We start from the raw sequence: 21,177 nt of genomic DNA, 5'->3' as shown, positions 1-21,177 counted from the left end.
GCCCTTCCGGCTCAACCCGGCAGGGAGTTCAGCCAGCGGGGAAGGCCGTAGGCCAGGGGGACGACTTCCTTGTAGGACAGCTCGTCGTCCAACGTCACCACCAGTCGGCAGAACGGCGGGTACCAGGTCCTCTTCAGATGGGCGCGCCTGTCGAAAACGGCCTCCAGGAAGCCCGGCATCGCCTCGCGCGGCAGATCGTGGAAGGTCACCCCGTCGACCGTGATGTGCGCATCGCCCTCTTCGAAGAGCTGAACGACGATCTTCGGAGTGCGCGGCGCCCCGTCAGCACTCTCCGTCGCGGGGATCTCCAGCAGCGCCTCGTGCGGCAGAGATCCGTCCTCGTCGGTGACGGCGAACGCCCCGGCCGCCGTACGCCGCGACGACTCGTCGGCACCGATGGCATGCTCGACCGAGACCGGGAGCCCCCGGCGCTCCGCCAGTGCGCTGAGCACGGAAACGGCCGACTCGGTGCTGTGGATCTGCGGCGGCATACGGTGCGGATGACGGATGCGTTCCATACCACCGAGCATGCCCGCTCCCGCGGCGGATCGCTCAGCGGGTCCGCACACCACGAACGACCGGCACCCGAACCGTGGGCCTCAGATGCCCAGGCCCCGAGCCACCGGCGGCAAGCGCTCAGCGTGTGCGGCAGGCGCGAGCCGCGCCCATGGGGGCGGGCGGTCCATGGGGCCGGGCGGTCCATGGGGGCGGGGGGTCTCCATGAGGCGGGGCGGTCCATGAGGCGGGGCGATGACCGTACGCCTAAGCTCGGGGGTATGCGTCTGAGCACCGTGATCCTCCCTGTCCGCCGCTGGTCCGAGGGCGGACGGGAGATGTGGCGACGGGCCGAGGAACTGGGCTTCCACGCCGCGTACACCTACGACCACCTCTCGTGGCGGGTGCCGTTCCGCGACGGCCCCTGGTTCGGTGCCGTACCCACCCTCACCGCCGCCGCTGCCGCCACCTCCCGGCTGCGGCTCGGCACGATGGTGACCTCGCCGAACTTCCGGCACCCCGTTCCGCTCGCCAAGGAACTGCTCACCCTCGACGACATCAGCGACGGCCGCGTCACCCTGGGTATCGGCGCCGGCGGGTCCGGCTTCGACGCGACGGCCCTGGGACAGCACCCGTGGACCCGCCGGGAACGCGCCGACCGCTTCGCCGAGTTCGTTCCGCTGCTCGACCGGCTGCTCACCGAGGACGAGGTCACGGCCGAGGGCACCTACTACGCCGCCCACGAGGCGCGCGACCTCCCGGGCTGTGTGCAGCGGCCCCGGCTGCCGTTCACCGTCGCCGCGACCGGCCCGCGAGGGCTGCGACTGGCCGCCCGCCACGGGCAGGCATGGCTGACCACCGGCGACCCGGCCGCCAACGAGACCGGCACGCCCGCCGACTCGCTGGCGGCCCTCGCCCGTCAGACGGAGGCCCTGGAGAAGGCGTGCGCCGACACCGGTCGTGACACGCACACCCTCGGCCGCACCCTGCTGACCGGCTTCACACCCGACCGCCCGCTGGAGTCGCTCGACGCCTTCGTGGACTTCGCCGGGCGCCTGGCCACCCTCGGCTTCGACGAGGTCGTCCTCCACTGGCCCCTCCCCGGTACCCGCTTCGCGGCCGACGAGCGGGTCTTCGAACGCGTGGCCACCGAGGCCCCCGCCCAACTGGGCAACTGAGCCGGCCGGGCAACCGAGCCGGCCGGGCAACCGAGCCGGCCGGGCAACCGAGCCGGTCGAGGAACTGAGTCGGCCCGGGGACAGCGATACCGGTGGCCGGCCGACCGGCCCGCACGGCAGCGGGGCTTGCCTAGCCGTAGCGTTCGATACGGAACCGGACCTCGGCCGCCGGCACATTGCGGGTATGGCCGACGGACCAGGCGCCGCCCGGTGCGCCGGTGCCCGGAATGCTCGCGACGTCGCGCACATACGCGTCGACCCCGTCGGCCGCGCCCCGCTCCCCGGCCCACTCCGTACCGTCCCAGCGCAGATAGTGCGCGGCACTGTCGTCCCAGAAGTCCCACCCTCCGATCAGTCCGGGCCGCCCGCCGCCGGTGCCCTCCGTCCCCGTACCGCTCCCCGCGATGGCGTTCAGCGAGCCGATCTTGAACGGCAGGGTGTCACCGTCGACGCGTGTCCACTCCGTGCCGTCGTAGCGGGCCAGCACCACGGACGGCGGCTTGCCGGGCGGCCCACCGACGCCGAACGCCGCACCGACCGCCCACAACTCGTCCTCCCCCACGGGAAGCAGATCGTTGACGCCCAGCCGGATACCGGTCAGCGGCGGCAGCACCGTCCAGGACCCGTGTCCTGCGGCGCTCTCGTCCCAGCGCGCGAGGTCCCAGCCGACCGTGTGCACACCTCCGGACGGCGAAACCCGTACCCGCCACGGGGCGTCCGGAGACGTCGCACCCGGAATGGGCGGCGTCCACGTCCACTTGGTGCCGTCGAAGCGCAGCAGCTTGGGCCGCCCCTCGTGCTGACCCGTGACCCACGCCCTGCCGTCACTGACGGCAGCCACCCAGGTCAGCACGGTGGCTGGGTCGTCGTCGCCCGGATACCGCACCTGCCGCCATGTGCTGCCGTCCCAGCGCAGCAGGCGGTCGGCGCCGTCCCTGTCCTGACCCACCACCCAGGCGGCGTCCGGCGCCGTCCCGCTCACCGCACGCAGCGAGCCGTTGAGGCCCAGGTGCCCCACCTCCGTGTGCGCCCACGCCGTCCCGTCCCAGCGCAGTGCCAGCGGACCGCCGCCCGTGCCCTGGCCCGGCAGGCCTTGCTCGCCCACCGCCCAGGCCAGGTCCGCGCTCGCGGCGGACACCGACAGCAACCGGGAGGCGGGGGCGGCGGCCGGGGCCGGCGTCAGCCGCCATCCCGCCCGCGCCGTCGTACCCGTGGTCGCGGGGGTGGTGGGGTTCGCCGTCGCTGCGACCGCACTGCTGGGCTGCACGGCTAACCCCGCCAAGCCCGTGGCGGCGGCACCGGCCAGGAAGACGCGTCTTCGCATGATGTGCTCCCCTCGTGTCGTTTCGGTCCTCCACACGCTGGTCCGCCCGCCCACCGTCGGCAAGACACGAACGTGAGCAATCACGCGGTCGGCCCCCTCTCGGCCGTCGCTTTACGCCCGGCTCTGCCGTCCCCCGCTCCGCTCGGCGGTCATCCGGTCCATCGCTCGTGCCCGCACCTCCCGTTCAGCCGCTGCCGTGATGAAGTCCGGCACCCGTGCCTCGCCCACCAACTCCCGTACGGCCTCCACCGTTTCCGACGGCAGTCGTATCTGCTCGCTCCGCATCGCGCCGTCCGGTACGGCGGCGGACGGTGCGGCGGCTGCCGAGCGGAGGTGGTCGCGGAGGTTGCGGGCCGCGAACTTCTGCATGGCCCGAGCCAGTTCGGCCTCCACGGTCTGCTGGGCCAGCGGACGGAGTCTGCGCACCAGGTCGGCCGCCTCGGAGGCGTCCCCGTCCGAGAGGTGGCCGCCCAGATAGCGGACGAAGACGTGCTCGTTGGTGAAGTCCAGGAAGCGGGCCGCTATGTGCTCCACCTGGCCGCGCAGCTCCCGCAGTTGCTCGGTGATGGCCAGCAGCGGCACCCCGGCCTTGTGCAGCTCTGCCGCCACCGACAGCTCCTGCGGGCTGGGAACCCGGAACTCGTCCTGCCGACCCGGCAGCGGCTCCAGCACCCCGAGGGCCACCGCCTCGGAGACCGCAGCCTCGTCGTGCTCACCTCCGAACAGCTCGTCCAGCTCGGCTCGGGTGATCCGGCCCGACTCCTCGTCGGTCCACGGCCCGTCCACCTCCGCGACCAGGCCCAGCACCCCGCCCAGCCCGCGGCCCTCGTCCCACGCCTGGAGCAGTTCCTTTATCGACGCGAGCGTGTAGCCGCGCTCCAGCAGATCGGCGATCTGGCGCAGCCGCGCCAGGTGCGAGTCGTCGTACACGTTGGCGCGTCCACGCCGCTCCGGCTTCGGCAGCAGGCCCTTGTCCTGGTAGGCGCGGATCGTGCGCACCGTCGCACCGCTGCGGTGCGCGAGGTCCTCGATGCGGTACTCGACGCGGTACTCGGGGAGGCGGTACTCCGGCTCGGTCGCCGAAGCCGACGCCGGCCCTGATGGCTGAGGGGTCGGAGGCATGGTTGCGGTCTCCTTCGGAACAGCTGGCACGGTGCGCTGCGGCGTGGGTGGCCCGCCGTCGGCCATCCCCGGCCTGCAGCCCGCCTGCACAGCCGGGTTGTCCACGGTCCGGCCTCTTGGCGCCCGGCCGGCGACGTGGGGACGGCGTGGCCGGTTGCCGAAGTGGCCGACCGCCGGCTGCCGGCTGCCGAGACGGACCGGCCGAGGTGGACCAGAGGACTAGGTGGGCGGTTGAATGCGGGCGATGCCGCGCAGGACTCGCGGGGTGAAGCGGGACATCAGCCGCATCCCGCGGGCTTCGGGGGTCACCGGTACCACTGCCTGGTTGCGGACGACGGCCCGCACAATGGCCTCCGCGACCTTCTCCGGCGGGTAGTTCCGTATTCCGTACAGCCGGGAGGTGCGGCGCCTGCGGCGCTGCTGCTCCGCCTCGTCCACCCCGGCGAAGTGGGCGGTACCGGCGATATTGGTGTTGACGAAGCCGGGGCAGACAGCTGTCACGCCGATGCCCTGGCCCGCCAGCTCAGCGCGCAGGCACTCGCTGAGCATCAGCACGGCGGCCTTGGAGGTGCTGTAGGCGGGCAGTGCCCGGGAGGGTTGATAGGCGGCGGCGGAGGCGGTGTTGACGATGTGACCGCCCTGGCCGCGTTCGGCCATCTGGCGGCCGAAGAGCCGGCAGCCGTGGATGACGCCCCACAGATTGACATCCAGCGTCCGCTTCCAGTCCTCGGTGGTGGTCTCCAGGAAGGCGCCCGCCATGCCGATGCCCGCGTTGTTGACCAGCACGTCCACCGTGCCGTACTCGGCGGCCACTTTTTCGGCCAGCCTCTCCATCGCCTGCTCGTCCGCCACGTCGACCGTTTCCGCCCACGCCTGGGGTGCGCCCACCAGTCGGGCCAGCTCCGCGGTGCGGGCGGCGCTGTCCGCGTCGCGGTCGACGGCGATCACCCTGGCTCCGGCTTCCGCGAACGAGAAGGCCGTCGCCCTGCCGATGCCGCTGCCGGCTCCGGTCACCAGTACCAACTGCCCGGCGAACCGGTCCGCGTACCTGCCGGTGGCCGTGGGCTCCCGGGCGGGCAACCCCGGTTCGTTGCCGGAGACGAACTCGGTGATCCAGTCGGCCAGCTGGTCGGGCCTGGTGCGCGGCACCCAGTGTTTGGCGGGAAGGGTGCGCCGGGTGAGCCGTGGGGCCCACAGCTCCAGCTCGTCGTAGAGGTGCTCGCTCAAGAAGGCGTCCTGGGTGGGCGTGATGAGCTGGACCGGCGCATGGGCGTAGCAGTCGGTGCGCGGGCGGCGCAGCCGAGCCCGGATGTTGTCGCGGTAGAGCCAGGCGCCGTGCGCCGCGTCCTGGGGCAGGGACGCGGTCGGATAGCTGCCGCCCGGCATCTTCTCGGTCAGTTCCAGAAGGCGGGGCCAGCGCTTGCCGAGCGGGCCCCGCCACGCCAGCTCGGGCAGCACCGGGGTGTGCAGTGCGTACACGTACCAGGACTTGGCGCCCTGGCCGAGCAGTTGGGCGGCCCGGCGTGGCGTCGGCCGGGAGATCCGCTTCTTGATCCAGTGGCCGAAGTGGTCCAGGGAAGGGCCGGAGATCGAGGTGAACGAGGCGATCCTGCCCTCCGTACGGCGTACCGTCGCGAACTCCCAGCCCTGCACCGAGCCCCAGTCGTGCCCCACCAGGTGCACCGGCTCGTCCGGGCTGACCGCGTCGGCGACCGCCAGGAAGTCGTCGGTGAGCTTCTCCAGGGTGAAGCCGCCGCGCAGCGGCTTGGGCGCCGTCGACCTGCCGCAGCCCCGCACGTCGTAGAGCACCACATGGAAGCGCTCCTCGAGCCGGTGCGCCACCTGGGACCAGACCTCCTTGCTGTCCGGATAGCCGTGCAGCAGTACCACCGTCGGCCGCGTGGCGTCACCCAGTTCGGCGACGCACAACTCGATCCCTCCGGTGGTGACCCGGCGCTCCCGCGCGCCCTGCAGCAAGCCGCCCCGCATCGGTGTCCCGCCCGGCGCGGTGCCGTCCGTCTTCGCGCTCATACCGCCTGTGCCTCCTTCTGCCGGCGCCGCACATGCGGCAGATCGTCGTCCAGCCAGAACGCGCTCTCCTCGGGGTCCCGGGAGTCGGTGACGACCAGGATCTCCTCGAATTTCGCGCCCGTGCCGCGGAACCCCAGATGCGGCTCCACCGCCCACAGCCCGGGTTGCGGCGGGTGGTCCGAGAAGCGGTACGGACTCCACAGGGGCGACCAGCCGTCCCGGTGCCCGTGCAGCGCGTCCCGTGCCAGCCCGCGCAGCGCATTGGTGCCGAAGCCGAGGACCGTGGGCGACCAGCGACGTTCCGGAACACGGTCGACCTTGTGCGCGATGACACCGAAGGGGTAGGCGCGGTGCCGGTTCGCATACCCCTGGGTGACCATCAGCCGCTCCACGTCCTCGTAGATCTCCCGCAGCGAGCGCCGCTCCCGGACGGCGTTGAGGATCAGCTCGCGGTGTTCCAGCAGGTCGGCCATCAGCCGCTCGTGCACCGGGTCGAGTCCCAGGCAGCCGGAGTAGCCGACGTCGGCGGTGCAGCCTTTCAGGATCGGCGCCAGGTCGAGGATGAAGGGCATCCCCGGCTCCAGCTTCCGATCGGTGGGGAAGAACTGGAGCGGGACCTTGAAGCCGGTGAATGCCGTGCGATCCCCGAACCAGGCGAAGGGCAGATGGAACCAGTCGCGAACACCGCGTTCGCGCAGCCACTCGCGCTGCATCCGGGCGGCGTCCCGCTCGGTCACCCCCGGCTTCAGGCGGGCGGCCACCGACTCCGCGCAGGCGTAGGCCAGTTGCTGTACTTCTTGGAACCTCCGCAGGTCGGCGGAGGAATAACCGATCGTCGCCGCGCGCATCGCAGGCCTTCCGTCCGTGGGTGATCGTCGATATCGGTGCGTCGGTCGTCCTCGAATCGGGGGCGGTCCTCGACAGGGTGCGGTCCGTCGCCACGCCGTGCCGGTGCGTGAGCAACTTGACACCGATGAATGTGACATCGGCCCGTGGCGGGGTCAAGGGGCCCTCCCAGGCTGTGGATAACTCCGGATCATGGTCTTCGCCGACGCCCGACGCCCGACGCCCGACGCCCGATGCCCGATGCCCGACGCCCGATGCCCGATGCCCGATGCCCGATGCCCGATGCCCGACGGCCGACGGCCCACCGCCCCGCGTCCGCCCGGCCCGTCCCCTACGGGGTCCTCCGACCTGAGGGGGACCGACCCAAGCACCTGAGAGGTATGCGGCCGGTGCGGAAACCGGCGCCGTGTCTGACGCGGACGCGACGATCGGCTCATAGCGTCGAAGCGTGACTGTGATCGCGATCGAAAGCCTCAGCAAGCGGTTCCCGCGGGTGACCGCCCTGGACCGGCTGACCGTCGGCATCGAGCCGGGGGTCACCGGCCTGGTGGGCGCCAACGGAGCCGGAAAGTCCACCCTCATCAAGATCCTGCTCGGGCTGTCCCCCGCCAGCGAAGGCACCGCGTCCGTGCTCGGCATGGACGTGGCCACCCAGGGCGGCGCGATCCGGGAGCGGGTGGGGTACATGCCGGAGCACGACTGTCTGCCTCCGGACGTGTCCGCCACCGAGTTCGTCGTCCACATGGCGCGCATGTCGGGGCTGCCGGCGACCGCGGCTCGGGAGCGCACCGCCGACACGCTGCGCCACGTCGGCCTCTACGAGGAGCGCTACCGGCCGATGGGCGGTTACTCGACGGGCATGAAGCAGCGCGTCAAGCTCGCGCAGGCGCTCGTGCACGACCCGCGGCTCGTGCTCCTCGACGAGCCGACCAACGGACTCGACCCCGTCGGCCGCGACGAGATGCTCGGCCTGATCCGCCGCGTGCACACCGATTTCGGGATCTCCGTCCTGGTGACCTCGCACCTGCTGGGCGAGTTGGAGCGCACCAGCGACCACATCGTCGTCATCGACGGCGGCAAGCTGCTGCGCTCCTCCTCCACCGCCGACTTCACCCAGCGCACCGCGGTGCTGGCCGTCGAGGTCACCGACACCGACGAGCACCCTGACGGCACCGCGGCGCTGCGTACCGCCCTTCGGAAGGCCGGACTGGTTCCGCACGAGCCGGCACCCGACAGCGCCATGGCACCAGGCGCCGGGCACCTGGTCACCCTCGACATCGGCGGCGAGGCCCAGGGCGCGGACGAATCGGTCTTCGACACCGTGCGGGACACCGCGGCCGAGCTCGGCCTGGGGCTGGTCCGCATGGAGCAGCGCAGGCACCAGATCTCCGAGGTCTTCACGGAAAGGAGCGCCGGCGATGTCGCCTGACCGCACCCCCGCGCACCCCACGACCGCCCCCGCGCACGGCCAGGCCACCACTGCCGGACGCGGCCAGGACGTCATCCACAACATCGGCTACCGCGGTTACGAGGGCCCCCGACTGGGCCGCTCCTACGCCCGGCGCGCCCTGTTCACCCAGTCGCTGCGCGGCTCCTACGGACTGGGCCGCTCGGCGAAGTCCAAGGTGCTGCCGATGCTGCTGTTCGCGGCGGTGTGCGTACCGGCCGCCATCCTGGTGGCGGTCGCGGCCCTCACCAAGAGCAAGGAGCTGGAGGTCGGATACGCGGAGTACGTACTGCTGATGCAGCCGCTGCTGGGCATCTATCTGGCCGCTGCCGCACCACAGGCCATCTCCATGGACCTGCGGTTCAAGACGACGCCGCTCTACTTCTCCCGCCCCATGGAGCGCAGCGACTACGTGGCCGCCAAGTACGCGGCCCTCTCCGCGGCGCTCTTCCTGTTCACTGCCGTACCCGTACTGATCATGTACGTCGGCGCCCTGCTGGTGAAGCTCGACTTCGGCGACCAGACCAAGGGAGCAGTCCAAGGCCTCGTCTTCTGCGCACTGTTCGCCCTGCTGCACGCCGCCATCGCCGCCTGGATCGCCGCGCTCACCCCGCGGCGCGGCTTCGGCATCGCCGCCATCATCGTCGCGATCACGGTGCCGTACTTCCTCATCACGGCGCTCCAGGGGATCGCTCTCACCTCCGACAACAGCAGTGCCATCGGCTGGCTCGGGCTGGGGTCGCCCGGGACGCTGCTGGACGGCATCCAGAGCAGGTTCCTGGACGGCCGCTCCGGTTTCCCGGACGCGCAGACCCTCACCGGTACCCAGGGCGCCGTCTACCTCGTCGTCTTCGTCGCGCTGGTCGCCTGCTTCTACGCGCTCCTGCTGCGCCGCTACCGAAAGGCCGGACTGTGACCTCCCGTCCGTCGCCCGCCACCACCCTGCGAAGGATAGGGCTGCGCCCATGAGCACTCTTTCTCTCGACCGCGTCTCCCGCTGGTTCGGAAACGTCGTCGCGGTCAACGACATCACCATGGACATCGGCCCCGGGGTCACCGGCCTCCTCGGCCCCAACGGTGCCGGCAAGTCCACCCTCATCCACATGATGGGCGGCTTCCTGGCCCCCTCCAACGGCACCGTCTCCCTGGAGCCCTCGCCCGGTCCCGAGGGCAGGCCGACGGTGGCGGCGCCGATCTGGCGCAACGAGGACTCCTATCGGCACATCGGCCTGGTCCCCGAACGCGAGGGGATGTACGACTTCCTCACGGGCCGCGAGTTCGTCCTGGCCAACGCCGAACTGCACGGTCTGCCCGATCCGCGCGCAGCGGCTGCCGAGGCTCTTTCGACGGTCGAGATGGAGTACGCGCAGGACCGGCGTATCTCCACCTACTCCAAGGGCATGCGACAGCGCGTGAAAATGGCCTCCGCACTGGTGCACCACCCCTCGGTGCTGCTGCTGGACGAGCCGTTCAACGGGATGGACCCGCGCCAGCGCATGCACCTGATGGAACTGCTGCGCAAGATGGGCGACGAGGGCCGCACCGTGTTGTTCTCCTCGCACATCCTGGAGGAGGTCGAACAGCTCGCCTCCCACATCGAGGTCATCGTCGCCGGGCGGCACGCCGCCAGCGGTGACTTCCGCAAGATCCGCCGTCTGATGACCGACCGCCCGCACCGCTATCTGGTGCGCTCCAGCGACGACCGGCGGCTGGCCGCCGCGCTCATCGCGGACTCCTCCACGGCGGGTATCGAGGTGGACAAGGCCGAGGAGGCGCTGCGCATCCAGGCTGTCGACTTCACCCGCTTCACCACGCTGCTGCCGCGCATCGCGCGGGAGCACGGCATCCGGCTCTACACCGTCTCGCCCTCCGACGAGTCCCTGGAGAGCGTCTTCTCGTACCTCGTCGCGGCCTGAGCGGCGGAAAGGAGCTGACCAGATGTACAACCCGACGGTCGCGCGGCTCACCTATCGCGCGCTACTCGGCCGCCGTCGTGCGCTCATCCTGTGTGCGCTGCCGGCACTGCTGCTCGTCGTGGCCGTCGCCGTACGCGCCATGAACGGCGCCGACGACGCGGTCACCAGCGAACTGCTGGGCGGCTTCGCGCTCGCCACGCTGGTGCCGCTGATCGGTGTGATCGCCGGCACGGGCGCCATCGGACCCGAGATCGACGACGGATCGGTCGTCTACCTGCTCTCCAAGCCGGTATCCCGCACCTCTGTCATCGTCACCAAGCTGCTGGTCGCCACCGGTACGACAGCCGTGTTCTCGGCTGTGCCGGTGCTCGTCGCCGGTTTCGTCCTGAACGGCAACAGCCAGCAGATCGCCGTCGCCTACGCACTCGCCGCGGTGGTCGCCTCCATCGCCTACAGCGCACTGTTCCTGCTGCTGGGCACGGTCAGCAGGCACGCCGTCGTCATCGGTCTGGTGTACGCGCTGATCTGGGAGGCGCTCATCGGCAGCCTGGTGCCGGGCGCCAAGACGCTCAGCGTGCAGCAGTGGGCCCTCGCGCTCGCGGAGAAGGTCGCGGGCAGCGGCGCGGACGTCAGTTCGTCGGTGGGGCTTCCCGCGGCGCTGGTGCTCATCGTGGTCGTCACGGTGGGCGGCACCCTCTTCGCGGGGCAGAAGCTGCGCACGCTGACGCTGGCGGGGGAGGAGTAAGCCGCACCGGACGGGAGGACAGAAGCGGGTGGGAGCGAGCATGCGCTCCCACCCGCTGGACGTTGCGTCGGTCCCGGCTCGACGAGATCCCTCCGGTGCGCCGTAGCACTCAGTGGGCCGTACCGCCGATCCTGCGGTCCTTGCCCGCACCCAGGCCCAGCAGCACCAGACCCGCGCACACGCACAGCAGCAGCACGATCGGCACCGTCCAGCCGCCGGTCACCTGATGCACCGCACCCAGCACCACAGGGCCGGCGGCAGCCAGCAGGTAGCCCCACGTTTGTGCCATGCCGGACAGCCGTGCCGCAGTGTGCGCGTCACCGGAGCGCAGCACCATCAGCGTGAGCGCCATGCCGAGCGCACCGCCCTGACCCAGCCCCAGCAGTGTCGCCCACAGCCAGGCGCCGGCCACCGGAGCCACCAGCAGCCCCGCGATTCCGGCAGCCATGAACAGTGCCACTGTCGTGCACAGCAGTCGCTGCCTGCGCATCCGCCCGGCCAGCGTCGGGACCACGAACGAACCGCCCATCTGCACCAGCGTGCTGAACGCGAAGACCAGCCCGGCGCTCGCCTTGCTCATACCGTGGTCGGTGAAGACCGTCGGCAGCCAGGCGATGGTCACGTACGCGATCAGCGACTGCGAGCCCATGAACAGCGTGATCTGCCAGGCCAGCGCGGACCGGGTCAGTCGGGCCGCCGATCCGTGCGCCGAAGCGGGGCCGTGCGCCGGAGCGGAGCCGGGGGCCGGTACGGCAGCGGACTGGCCGTGCCGCACTCCGCGTCGTGAGAGGAGGGCCTGGGGCAGCCAGACGCAGGCCGCGAGCGCGGCCAGCAGCGCCCAGGAGACCAGTGAACCGCGCCAGCCGCCCAGCGCGTGCTCCAGCGGCACGGCAGCGGCGGCCGAGACGGTCGCGCCCAGAATCATCGCGGTCGAGTAGAGGGCCGTCATCCCGGCCGCCTTCTCCGGGAAGTCCCGCTTGATCAGGCCGGGCATCAGCACGTTCAGCAGCGCGATGCCCGAACCGACCACCGCGCATCCCGCGAACAGCGCGACCATCGGCGGTGCGATGCGCAGCGCTATCCCGCCCGCCAGCAGCAGGAGCGCACCGAGCAGCACGGTCTCGGTGCCCCACCGGCGCGCCAGCTTCGGGGCGAGCGGTGAGACGACGCCCATGAAGATCAGCGGAATCGTGGTGACCAGGCTGCTGATCGTCGACGTCATACCGAAGTCGTCGCTGATCTCCCCCAGGACGGGTGAGACACCGGCGAGCGCGGCACGCATGTTGAGCGAGGCGAGGACGATGCCGACGAGCAGCAACAGCGGATGCGTCCGCAGCCTTCTCCGCGCAGCCGCAACGGAGGGTGCGGGCGCCAGATCCTCCTCGGCGTCGATCAGTTCGGCCTTGAGAAGCTCCTCGGTGGAGAGCCCTTCCTCGGAAGACGACGGGCGCGGGGACGGGGGCATGAAGGTGGTGCCTTTCTCGACGAACAGGGTGGTGCGAGGGACGGGCGAGGGCTCAGCCGCCGCTCGGGGAGCCGGCCGCACTGCCGGCCTCCCCGGGCAGTCCTGCGTCCCGGGGCGGCTGTGCTCCGAGCAGCTGTGCGCTCCCGCCGTCGCCGGTGCCCAGCAGGGCCTCCACGGCCCGCTTCGGCTTGGCGAGCAGCGCCCTCGCGGCGCGTTCGGCGGTCTGCGGATCGCCGGTCGCGATGGCGTCCACGAGGTCGTGGTGGTCGGTCTCGTGGATCCGGGGCATGTGGTGGTCGTGCAGCGAGGCGACCAGCGCGTCCCGCACCGAGCTGCTGAACCAGGCGTACGTCGCACTCAGCGCTGCGTTGTGCGCGGCGTCCACGACGGCGATGTGGAACTCGATGTCGTGCTCCGCGTACAGCTCGTACTGCCCGTGCGTGGGCCGGCCCTGGCTGTCGCGGAAGGCGGCCTGTGCGGTGAGCGCGGCGCGCATCCGCTCCAGGTCTGCCGGCTGGTGCCGCAGGGCCGCCAGGCGGGCGCCCTCGGCCTCCAGGGCGATCCGCAGCTCCAGCACGTCCCGTACGTCGGCGCGCTGCACCCCGCGGACGATCTCGCCGGGGTCGGCGGTGGCCACGACGAAGGTGCCCTCGCCCTGACGTGAGCGCAGCATTCCGGCGTGCACCAGCACGCGGACCGCCTCACGGACGGTGTTCCGCCCGACCTGGAGCTGCTCGGCCAGTGCGTGCTCCGTCGGAATGCGCTCGCCGACCGGCCACTCGCCCGCTGCGAGCTGAGCCCGCAGCTCACCGACGACGGTGTCGACGAGCGACTGCCGTCCCGCAGCCCGCAGTGCCATGTCTACCGCTCCTTCAGCCCTTCAGTGCCCTTCCGGATATTCGCCCGGTTGCCCAGTCATCCTACAAGTGTCTCGGACGGCTCTTTCAGCAGGTGGAAGGAGCTCAGCAGGCGGAAGGGCTCCCGGCTGTCAGCAGACGGAAGTGAGGGCGTGCAGCAGTGCCTCCGGTGTGCAGGCTGTCGAAGTGCCGTTCCCGAGCCGCACGGGTGCCGTGCGTCGCAAGCTGTGCGGCGCACGACGGGTGGTCGCGCGCCGGAGCAGCCGCAGCCAGCGCGTTCAGCAGGCAGCTGGTCAGCCGGTCCAGCGTCGGCCGCACCTGTGTGGCCAGGTCCACCCGCTCGGTGGAGCGCTCGGCCGGGTGCGCCGCCCAGCGGGCGGGCAGGCCGCGCTGGACCCGCTTCCCGGCCTCCATCTGGTCGCGGAAGACCGCTTTGGTCCCGCGGGCGTCCAGGCCGTGCTCGGTGGACTGCTTCGCCACGTCCTCCAGCACCGCACGCTCGCGTACCGGGTCGTCGATCGGTTTCCCCGTCCCGTACTTCGCGGCGGCCACGACATCCGCCGGCGCCAGCCGCTCGGCGGAGACATCAGCGACCAGGTCCAGACCGGTGGCCAGGTGCGGGCGCTCGACCGCCGCTGTCGGCCCCCCTGGGTGCCGAACGCGAGTGCCGCAGCGCACACAGCGGCTGCCACCACACGCCCCCCGCTCTTCACCACCGCGCTCCTCACCCTGCCGTACACGGCAGCGAGGCCGACGCCGCAGCAGTATCGGACGGGCGGTGCCCCCGGCCCGGTACGACAAGCCGGAGGCACCCCCTCCTTCCTCGATGAGTTCGGAGAGCCGCTCCACCGATGAGGCGGCTTACGGCTCCGTGTGCGGGGCGGACTCCGTGCGCGACTCCGGGGGAGTCGGACCGGCGCCCACGGCGCGGACGACACCTCGTAGTTCCTCGCGCATGGCGCGCATGTCCTCGCCCATGTCGGCGAGCCGCTGACTCATCGCGCACACCACCTGCTCGGTGCGCTCCGTGCGGCGCCCGGTCTCCGCCAGCCGGTGGTCCATGCGCTCGACCCGCGTGGAGATGCGGCCGATGACCGGCCCCAGCTCCTGGAGCACTGCGCCGAGTTCGGCACCGGCCGCCTCCAGGTTCCCGACCCTGCGGTCGAGCGACCCGTAACCGGCAGCCAGGGTGCGGACCGTCTGCCGCAGCTCTTCCGCCGACTGCCGCACCGCCTCCACCCCGGGGTGAGCACGGGCGACCTCCTCGACGTCGAGGAGGTACGCACGGACCCGCTGAGCGACCACACTGTCGCGCAGCAGCATCGCCACATTGAGGACGGCACGGCGGCTGAAGACGGTGAGTCCACTGCGCCGTTGTGGATAACCGCTGTCCGGCTCGGATGAGACCGACAACTCGTCGGTCTGATATGCGTGCAGGTCAGCGCCTCGCAGGACGGTCATTCCGTTGTTGATGAGCTCGTCGCGGTGCCGTTCGGTGAGCTTTTCCACAGTCTTCACGGGCACTTCGAAGTAGTTGGCCACATCCCGGGTGGTGGCCTGTGCAGCGCCTGTGGAAAACGCCAACGCCTTCACCTTGTCGAGGACTTCGACCCTGTGCGTCATACCGGAGCGCGCACTGCGCGACTCCAGAAGAACGGAATCGGTGTACATGGCAGACCCTCCTGGGTCCTGGTTTTCGGACATGCCTGGGGAGACCCCGATCACCCGGGGGTCGTCAGGTGTCCGTATCCAGGAGCCAGGAGCGGAGATCAGCTCATGTCTTCCCTGTACTGCACCACCGGCAGGAGCCCTCGATGCCCTCCTTCGGGCGACTCCCGACCGGCCACCACCACTTCACACACTCTCGACGCCACGCTCGCCAGTCGTCTCCGCGCAAGGAGTACAACGATGCGAAAGTCGTACGGTTACGCGAATCGGGTGGCGCGGGAGTTCTCCGCCCGCACCACCCGGCCTTCGCCCCGTGTCGCCGACCTGGCCCTCAGCCGCGACCGGCGCCGGTGTCCCACAGGTTGAACCGGAACAGGCCCTGTGGGTCGTACTCGGCCTTCAGGTGCGCCAGCCGCGCAGCCACCTCGTCCGCGTACGCGGCCCGTGCGGTGTCCCGGTCCTGCCGGCCGTGCAGGAAGTTGGCGCTCCGCCCGAGCGCCCGGTCGCCCACCGGGGCCAGCACCCGCTCGTGCAGGGCGCGCACCACGTCCTCGCCCGGGTCCGACACCGGGGAGAGCACGTACAGCAGATAGCCCGCGCCCCGGTAGGACACCGCGTTCGGCACCTGCGGCGCACGGGAGAAGGCTCCGCCCAGATGGCGCATGCTCAGCACGCACATCGCCTCGGCCGACGGTCCGGCAGCTGCCAGAACGGACCGCAGCGCACTGTCGCTCAGCCCCTCCGCACCCAGCAGCACGTTGGCGCTGCGGTAGGAGTGCGGTGCGTCCGGCTCGCTGAAGACCGACGCGCACTCCTCGTACGGCATCTCCCGCACTTCGTCCACCAGGAGCGAGCCGATGTCCCGCAGTGGCTCCACCAGCCGTTCACCCTCGTCCCGCGATCCGCTGAAGGCGAGATGCACCTGGGCCAGATAGCGGCCCCGCAAAGGCGCGGGAACGCCGGGCACGTCCGGCATCGGCAGCAGTGTCACCGCGGAGGTCAGCTCGTCGGGTACCGATTCCGTCCATTTCTGCCAGACCCGCAGCACCTCTTCCGCGACCAGGCCCCCGTCGAAGACGAGCCGTCCGCCGAAGATGCGCTGCACCGGCACGAGTTCGATCTCCAGCCCGGTCACGACTCCGAGACCGCCGCCGCCCCCGCGCAGTCCCCAGAACAGCTCCGGGTCGCTCTGGGCCGTCACCTGGCGCAGCCGGGCGTCGGCCGTCACGATGTCGATGCGCCGGACGTGGTCCGCGGCGTAGCCGAACTCCCGCCCCAGCAGCCCCACGCCGCCGCCCAGCGCGTACGAGACGACACCGACGCCCGGGGCCGAGCCGTTGACCGGCGCCAGTCCGTGCCGCGCCGCCTGCGCCACCAGGTCGCCCGCGCGGACGCCCGCCTGGATCCAGGCGGTACGTGCCGTCGGGTCGATCCGGACGTCCGTCATGTGACGCGTGCTCACCAGCACGCCCCCGCGCACCGGTGCGCCCAGGCCGTGCCCGGTCGCCTGTACGGCCAGCGGCAGCCCGTGCTGCCGAGCGTGGTCGACCGCCGCCTGTACGTCCTGAGGTGTGCGCGCCGCGACGACCACGTCAGGGCGGTGCACGTCCCCGGTCTGGAAACCGGCGCACTCCTGCTCGTACTCCTCGTCCCCGGGGACGAGGACACTGCCGCGCACCGCGTCACGCAGCGCACCCGGTGCCGCTGCCCGTGCCCCGTCCGACTTCCCCGCCATGCTGCTGTCTCCTGTGCTCGTACGATCCGTCCCTGATCCGGCTCACTGCCGTGCCGCGTCAGGCCCCTGCCACTCCGGGTCCCGCCCCAGCCAGGCGGCGAGCTGCGTGCTGGTGTCGGCACCCTCCGGGGCCTGCCGCGCCTCGGCGAAGGGCAACTGCTCCCGATCGTTCGCGGGCAGCGCCTGCCGTGCGGTGCCCAGTGCGAACCGGGCCACTTCCTCGTCCAGCTCGCCCGTCCAGCCGATGGCCCGTGCCAGGTCCCAGGTGTGGCCGACCGTCTCCATCACCGAGCCCGCGAGGGCGATCCGGCCCGGCATCCGGCCCCAGGGCACCGTGACGACGGAGTCCATGACCTCGTCGCCCTCCCAGGCGCTGATCATCTGCTTGCGGCTGTCCTCGTAGAGTTCCGGCCACTGCTCGGCAGCTACCTCGGCCGTCCACTCGGGCACGTCGGCGCCCTTGCCCTCGCTGCCCTCGGGGACGGTCGCGATCCTGCGGGCGGCGCTGACCAGGTGGCCGAGCAGGTCCCGTACGTCGTACTCGGCGCACGGCGTCGGGTTGTCGAGCTGTTCGGGCCGGACGGCGGCGATCAGCGTGACCAACTGTGCACTGGCGCGGGCGTACAGGGGACGGGGGTCGGGGATCTCGGGCGTGCTGTTCACAGTCACTCCTCGGTGCGCGGCAGGCTCCGGCTGTACGGAGCCGCTGGTGGCTTCGACTGAGGAGAGTGTGCCGGGAAAACTTGACATATTCCGTCAACTTTTCTGGTGCACTGTGGACGAGTGAAATCCGACCGCCTGCTGGCCATCCTGTTGCTCCTCCAGACGCGCGGGCGCGTTCCCGCGGACGAGCTGGCGGCGGAGCTGGAAGTCTCCGCGCGGACCATCTACCGGGACGTGGAGGCACTGTCGGCCGCCGGGGTGCCCGTGTACGCGGAACGCGGGCGGCACGGTGGCATCACACTGCTGTCCGGCTATCGCACCGACGTGACCGGCCTGACCAGCGACGAGGCCCGCGCGCTGTTCATCCTGGCCGCACAGGGCGCGCACTCGGCGCTGGGGCTCGACAGTGCGCTGGTTTCCGCGCTCCGCAAGGTGATGGCCGCGCTTCCCGCCCCGCACCGCCCGGTCGCCGAACTGACCAGCCGCCGCATCCTTGTCGACCCCGACCGGTGGCTGAACGGGCCCCGCGCCGAGGTCGAACTGGAGGTACTGCACACCGCCGTCTTCACCGACCGCAGGCTGCGGCTCCGCTACCGGCACAGCGGCGAGAGCCGGCTGCGCACCTACACAGTCGATCCGTACGGCCTCGTCAGCAAAGCCGGCGTCTGGTACCTGGTCGCCGACCGGCGCCGCTCCCCCGCCCTCTTCCGTGTCGACCGGATCGCCTCGGCGAGTGTGCTGGAGGAGCAGGTGCGGCGCCGCGACGGGGCGGAACTCGCCGACGTCTGGCAGACGCTGCGCCGCCGCGTCGAGGACCGGCCCAGACAGGTGCTGGTGACCGCACGGGTGCACCGCTCCCGGTTCGACATGTTCACCCGGATCGTCGGGCCGACCCTGATCGGAACACTCGGCCCGGACGGGGAGCAGAAGGGCGGCGGTCAGGCCGAGGGCGGCACGGAGAGCGCAGGCGGCGGGGACGGCCAGGAGGAGAGGCAGGGGGAGGGACAGGGGGAATGGGTCACTGTCCGCCTCGCCTTCTCCGTCCTCGCCGGTGTCGCGATGCTCCTCCAGTTCGGCCCCTGGGTGGAGGTTCTCGATCCTCCCGAGGCCCTCGATCTCCTCCTGCTCCGCGCCGACGAGGTGGCGGCGCTGTACCGGCCGCGGGGCGGCTCCGCAGCGCCCTACGAGCCCGAGGAGTGAACCGGCCGCCGGGCGTCGCCCTGTACGTGCCCGGCAGCGCCCAGCACGCCCCCGGCGGCAGCCTCGTGCCCGTGTCCGGCCGCCTGCCCGCGCCCGTCCACCTGTCCGTGTCCGGCCGCCTGCCCGCCTCCGCCTGTCCCTCGCGCAGGACGGCCGCAGACCGGTGCCCGACCTGGCAGCCGCGACCGGCTGGTCACTCTCGACGGCGCGGCGGCGGATGGCGGAACTGCGTGCCACCGGAACGCCGGCCAGGGCCCTTTCTGAGCGGCTTGCACTGACCCTGCGGGGCTGCCCCCAGCGAGGGCCGGCGGGTCACTGGGCGGCGGCCAGCCGCTCCAGCACCAGCGCGATGCCGTCCTCGTCGTTGGAGGCGGTCACCTCGTCGGCGACGGTCAGCAGCTCCTCGTGCGCGTTCTCCATGGCGACGCCCCGACCGGCCCAGGCGAACATGGGGAGGTCGTTGGGCATGTCGCCGAAGGCGATGGTCTCCGCGGCGCGGATCTTGAGTCGGCGGGCCGCCAGGGCGAGCCCCTTGGCCTTGGTGAGGCCCAGCGGCAGCAGCTCGACGACGCCTTCGCCGGCCATCACCACACCCACCAGGTCGCCGACGGCGGCACGTGCGGCCTTCGCCAGTTCGTCGTCGTCCAGTTGCCCGTGCTGGATGTACAGCTTGTTCAGCGGTTGCCGCCAGATGGTCTCGCGGTTCTCGAACGGAACGTAGGGCAGCGGCCCGTCGTGGACGCGGTAGCCCGGCCCCGCCAGCACCTCGCCGTCCACACCGTCGCGGGAGGCGGCCACCGCGACGGTGCCGATCTCCTTCTCCAGCCGCAGGAGTGCCTGTTCGGCGACCCGCCTGTCGAGCGTGACGGAGGTCAGCAGCCGATCGGAACCCGCGTCGTAGACCTGGGCGCCCTGTGCGCACACCGCCAGCCCGCGGTAGGAGAGGTTCGCCAGTATCTGCTTCGTCCACGGCACCGCCCGCCCTGTGACGACGATGTGGGCGGCACCCCGCGCGGTGGCGGCGTCCAGCGCGGCACGGGTGCGCTCGGAGACGGTGTCGTCGGAGCGCAGCAGTGTGCCGTCCAGATCGGTGGCGATCAGCCGGTACGGAAACGCTGCCGGGCCGGAAGGGCCGGACGGGACGGCCGGTGACGCGCTCACTTGGCGACCGGCTCCAGCGCCTCGCGGCCCCCCAGGTACGGACGTAGCACCGGCGGCACCCACACCGAGCCGTCCTCCTGCTGGTGGTTCTCCAGCAGCGCCACGATGGTGCGCGGGACGGCGCACAGCGTGCCGTTCAGCGTCGCCAGCGGCTTCACTCTCTTGCCGTCGCGCATCCGGATCGACAGCCGGCGCGACTGGAACTCGGTGCAGTCCGAGGTGGAGGTCAGCTCGCGGTACTTGCCCTGGGTGGGGATCCACGCCTCGCAGTCGAACTTGCGCGCCGCCGAGGACCCCAGATCGCCGGTGGCCACATCGATCACCTGGAACGGCAGTTCCAGGCTCGTCAGCCACTGCTTCTCCCACTGGAGCAGCCTGCGGTGCTCGGCCTGGGACTCCTCGGGGTCGATGTAGGAGAACATCTCCACCTTGTCGAACTGGTGGACGCGGAAGATGCCGCGGGTGTCCTTGCCGTACGAGCCGGCCTCGCGCCGGAAGCAGGGCGAGAAGGCGGCGTAGCGCAGCGGCAGCCGGTCGGCCTCGATGATCTCGTCCATGTGATACCCCGCGAGCGCCACCTCCGAGGTGCCCACGAGGTACATGTCGTCCTTGTCCAGGCGGTAGACGTCCTGCGCGGCCTGGCCCAGGAAGCCGGTGCCTTCCATCGCCTGCGGCTTGACCAGCGCGGGCGTCAGCATCGGCGTGAAACCCGCCTCGGTCGCCTGCGCGACGGCCGCGTTGACCAGGGCCAGCTCCAGCAGCGCCCCGACGCCGGTGAGGAAGTAGAAGCGCGAGCCCGACACCTTGGCGCCGCGTTCGACGTCGATGGCGCCGAGCTTCTGGCCCAGCTCCAGGTGGTCCTTGGGCTCGAAGCCCTCGGCTGCGAAGTCGCGGGGCGTGCCGATGGTCTCCAGGACGGTGAAGTCCTCCTCGCCGCCGACCGGCACATCCGGGTGCACCAGGTTGCTGAGCCGGCTCAGCAACCGCTGGGTCTCGGCCGCGGCCTCGTCCTTCTCCGTGTCGGCGGCCTTCACCGCGCTCGCCAGTTCCCCGGCGCGGCGCAGCAGCTCCGCCTTCTCATCGCCCTCCGCCTTGGGGATGAGCTTTCCGAGCTGCTTCTGCTCGGAGCGGAGTTCGTCGAAGCGGACGCTTGAGGACCTGCGCCGTTCATCGGCGGAGAGCACCGCGTCGACGAGGTCGACGTCCTCTCCACGGGCGCGCTGGGAGGCGCGCGCACGGTCGGGGTCCTCACGGAGCAGGCGAAGGTCAATCACCCCGCCAGGGTACCGGTGGCCTCGAAGGGCGCTCGATTCGATATCGCTTT

Annotated in this window: 19 protein-coding genes and 1 pseudogene; 7 read left to right on the top strand and 13 right to left on the bottom strand. The window is 71.4% G+C overall.

The window, feature by feature from the left end:
* Window positions 1-11 precede the first annotated feature (11 nt).
* Window positions 12-518 (bottom strand): hypothetical protein, encoded by a 507-nt coding sequence (locus KBY19_RS00575; RefSeq protein WP_099886633.1) that lies wholly within the window; start codon window positions 516-518, stop codon window positions 12-14.
* A 258-nt stretch (window positions 519-776) separates the two neighbouring features.
* Between KBY19_RS00575 and KBY19_RS00570 the strand changes: the two genes are divergently transcribed.
* A complete protein-coding gene (locus tag KBY19_RS00570; protein ID WP_210964887.1) occupies window positions 777-1,673 on the top strand; it encodes an LLM class flavin-dependent oxidoreductase in 897 nt (298 codons plus the stop codon).
* A gap of 130 nt (window positions 1,674-1,803) precedes the next feature.
* Here the strand turns inward: KBY19_RS00570 and KBY19_RS00565 are convergent, their stop codons facing one another.
* From KBY19_RS00565 to KBY19_RS00550, 4 genes are all read right to left on the bottom strand, one after another.
* Complete coding sequence (locus KBY19_RS00565; protein WP_210964886.1) at window positions 1,804-2,997, bottom strand: hypothetical protein; 1,194 nt, start codon at window positions 2,995-2,997, stop codon at window positions 1,804-1,806.
* Between the two features lie 111 nt (window positions 2,998-3,108).
* Window positions 3,109-4,119, bottom strand: a complete 1,011-nt coding sequence (locus tag KBY19_RS00560; protein ID WP_099882696.1) for a MerR family transcriptional regulator — start codon at window positions 4,117-4,119, stop codon at window positions 3,109-3,111.
* 219 nt (window positions 4,120-4,338) lie between these two features.
* Window positions 4,339-6,150 (bottom strand): SDR family oxidoreductase, encoded by a 1,812-nt coding sequence (locus KBY19_RS00555; RefSeq protein WP_210964885.1) that lies wholly within the window; start codon window positions 6,148-6,150, stop codon window positions 4,339-4,341.
* Window positions 6,147-6,998, bottom strand: coding sequence for a M24 family metallopeptidase (locus KBY19_RS00550; protein WP_210964884.1), 852 nt, complete (start codon window positions 6,996-6,998; stop codon window positions 6,147-6,149). The genes KBY19_RS00555 and KBY19_RS00550 overlap by 4 nt, the downstream gene beginning before the upstream one ends.
* Before the next feature lie 446 nt (window positions 6,999-7,444).
* On the opposite strand from KBY19_RS00550, the gene KBY19_RS00545 reads away from it, so the two are divergent.
* From KBY19_RS00545 to KBY19_RS00530, 4 genes are read left to right on the top strand one after another with little or no spacing between them, the layout of a single operon-like run.
* On the top strand, window positions 7,445-8,425 hold the full coding sequence (locus KBY19_RS00545; RefSeq protein WP_185017572.1) for an ABC transporter ATP-binding protein: 981 nt from the start codon (window positions 7,445-7,447) through the stop codon (window positions 8,423-8,425).
* On the top strand, window positions 8,415-9,359 hold the full coding sequence (locus KBY19_RS00540; protein ID WP_107488704.1) for an ABC transporter permease subunit: 945 nt from the start codon (window positions 8,415-8,417) through the stop codon (window positions 9,357-9,359). The genes KBY19_RS00545 and KBY19_RS00540 overlap by 11 nt, the downstream gene beginning before the upstream one ends.
* A 49-nt stretch (window positions 9,360-9,408) precedes the next feature.
* Window positions 9,409-10,359 (top strand): ABC transporter ATP-binding protein, encoded by a 951-nt coding sequence (locus KBY19_RS00535; RefSeq protein WP_099882690.1) that lies wholly within the window; start codon window positions 9,409-9,411, stop codon window positions 10,357-10,359.
* A gap of 22 nt (window positions 10,360-10,381) precedes the next feature.
* On the top strand, window positions 10,382-11,104 hold the full coding sequence (locus KBY19_RS00530; RefSeq protein ID WP_099882688.1) for an ABC transporter permease subunit: 723 nt from the start codon (window positions 10,382-10,384) through the stop codon (window positions 11,102-11,104).
* Window positions 11,105-11,213: 109 nt separating this feature from the next.
* Here KBY19_RS00530 and KBY19_RS00525 read toward each other — a convergent pair whose 3' ends face one another.
* The 6 genes from KBY19_RS00525 to KBY19_RS00500 all read right to left on the bottom strand — a co-directional run bounded on the left by KBY19_RS00525 (window position 11,214) and on the right by KBY19_RS00500 (window position 17,492).
* The gene (locus tag KBY19_RS00525) at window positions 11,214-12,569 is read right to left on the bottom strand and encodes an MFS transporter (protein WP_099886630.1); all 1,356 of its coding nucleotides are present in this window, start codon (window positions 12,567-12,569) and stop codon (window positions 11,214-11,216) included.
* A 52-nt stretch (window positions 12,570-12,621) separates the two neighbouring features.
* The gene (locus KBY19_RS00520) at window positions 12,622-13,428 is read right to left on the bottom strand and encodes a FadR/GntR family transcriptional regulator (protein ID WP_247690452.1); all 807 of its coding nucleotides are present in this window, start codon (window positions 13,426-13,428) and stop codon (window positions 12,622-12,624) included.
* A gap of 103 nt (window positions 13,429-13,531) precedes the next feature.
* Entirely contained in the window at window positions 13,532-14,104 is a 573-nt protein-coding gene (aroQ, locus tag KBY19_RS00515; RefSeq protein WP_210964883.1) for a gamma subclass chorismate mutase AroQ, read from the bottom strand.
* A 183-nt stretch (window positions 14,105-14,287) separates the two neighbouring features.
* Window positions 14,288-15,097, bottom strand: coding sequence for a hypothetical protein (locus tag KBY19_RS00510; RefSeq protein WP_210964882.1), 810 nt, complete (start codon window positions 15,095-15,097; stop codon window positions 14,288-14,290).
* A gap of 328 nt (window positions 15,098-15,425) precedes the next feature.
* On the bottom strand, window positions 15,426-16,829 hold the full coding sequence (locus KBY19_RS00505) for an FAD-binding oxidoreductase (RefSeq protein WP_210964881.1): 1,404 nt from the start codon (window positions 16,827-16,829) through the stop codon (window positions 15,426-15,428).
* A gap of 42 nt (window positions 16,830-16,871) precedes the next feature.
* Window positions 16,872-17,492, bottom strand: a complete 621-nt coding sequence (locus KBY19_RS00500; RefSeq protein ID WP_307843411.1) for a TIGR03086 family metal-binding protein — start codon at window positions 17,490-17,492, stop codon at window positions 16,872-16,874.
* A 120-nt stretch (window positions 17,493-17,612) separates the two neighbouring features.
* Between KBY19_RS00500 and KBY19_RS00495 the strand changes: the two genes are divergently transcribed.
* Window positions 17,613-18,692, top strand: a complete 1,080-nt coding sequence (locus KBY19_RS00495; RefSeq protein ID WP_099882679.1) for a YafY family protein — start codon at window positions 17,613-17,615, stop codon at window positions 18,690-18,692.
* A gap of 139 nt (window positions 18,693-18,831) precedes the next feature.
* Window positions 18,832-18,933, top strand: a pseudogene (locus KBY19_RS36100) (AsnC family transcriptional regulator); the annotation flags it as partial.
* Between the two features lie 71 nt (window positions 18,934-19,004).
* Here the strand turns inward: KBY19_RS36100 and KBY19_RS00490 are convergent.
* Both KBY19_RS00490 and serS read right to left on the bottom strand, forming a co-directional pair.
* Window positions 19,005-19,853, bottom strand: a complete 849-nt coding sequence (locus KBY19_RS00490) for an HAD family hydrolase (protein WP_185017568.1) — start codon at window positions 19,851-19,853, stop codon at window positions 19,005-19,007.
* Window positions 19,850-21,127: a serine--tRNA ligase gene (serS, locus tag KBY19_RS00485; RefSeq protein ID WP_185017567.1), complete on the bottom strand. Its 1,278-nt coding sequence runs from the start codon at window positions 21,125-21,127 to the stop codon at window positions 19,850-19,852. Before serS ends, KBY19_RS00490 begins: the two co-directional genes overlap by 4 nt.
* Window positions 21,128-21,177 lie beyond the last annotated feature (50 nt).

Origin of the sequence: Streptomyces sp. B15, assembly GCF_018070605.1 — a bacterium.
GTDB classification, from domain to species: domain Bacteria; phylum Actinomycetota; class Actinomycetes; order Streptomycetales; family Streptomycetaceae; genus Streptomyces; species Streptomyces smyrnaeus.
This window is presented reverse-complemented; position numbering and strand designations above follow the sequence as displayed.

Coding starts and splice junctions, on each gene's coding strand:
- KBY19_RS00575 (WP_099886633.1), bottom strand. CDS start 518: ATGGAACGCATCCGTCATCCGCACCGTATGCCGCCGCAGATCCACAGC.
- KBY19_RS00570 (WP_210964887.1), top strand. CDS start 777: ATGCGTCTGAGCACCGTGATCCTCCCTGTCCGCCGCTGGTCCGAGGGC.
- KBY19_RS00565 (WP_210964886.1), bottom strand. CDS start 2,997: ATGCGAAGACGCGTCTTCCTGGCCGGTGCCGCCGCCACGGGCTTGGCG.
- KBY19_RS00560 (WP_099882696.1), bottom strand. CDS start 4,119: ATGCCTCCGACCCCTCAGCCATCAGGGCCGGCGTCGGCTTCGGCGACC.
- KBY19_RS00555 (WP_210964885.1), bottom strand. CDS start 6,150: ATGAGCGCGAAGACGGACGGCACCGCGCCGGGCGGGACACCGATGCGG.
- KBY19_RS00550 (WP_210964884.1), bottom strand. CDS start 6,998: ATGCGCGCGGCGACGATCGGTTATTCCTCCGCCGACCTGCGGAGGTTC.
- KBY19_RS00540 (WP_107488704.1), top strand. CDS start 8,415: ATGTCGCCTGACCGCACCCCCGCGCACCCCACGACCGCCCCCGCGCAC.
- KBY19_RS00535 (WP_099882690.1), top strand. CDS start 9,409: ATGAGCACTCTTTCTCTCGACCGCGTCTCCCGCTGGTTCGGAAACGTC.
- KBY19_RS00530 (WP_099882688.1), top strand. CDS start 10,382: ATGTACAACCCGACGGTCGCGCGGCTCACCTATCGCGCGCTACTCGGC.
- KBY19_RS00525 (WP_099886630.1), bottom strand. CDS start 12,569: ATGCCCCCGTCCCCGCGCCCGTCGTCTTCCGAGGAAGGGCTCTCCACC.
- KBY19_RS00520 (WP_247690452.1), bottom strand. CDS start 13,428: ATGGCACTGCGGGCTGCGGGACGGCAGTCGCTCGTCGACACCGTCGTC.
- KBY19_RS00510 (WP_210964882.1), bottom strand. CDS start 15,097: ATGTACACCGATTCCGTTCTTCTGGAGTCGCGCAGTGCGCGCTCCGGT.
- KBY19_RS00505 (WP_210964881.1), bottom strand. CDS start 16,829: ATGGCGGGGAAGTCGGACGGGGCACGGGCAGCGGCACCGGGTGCGCTG.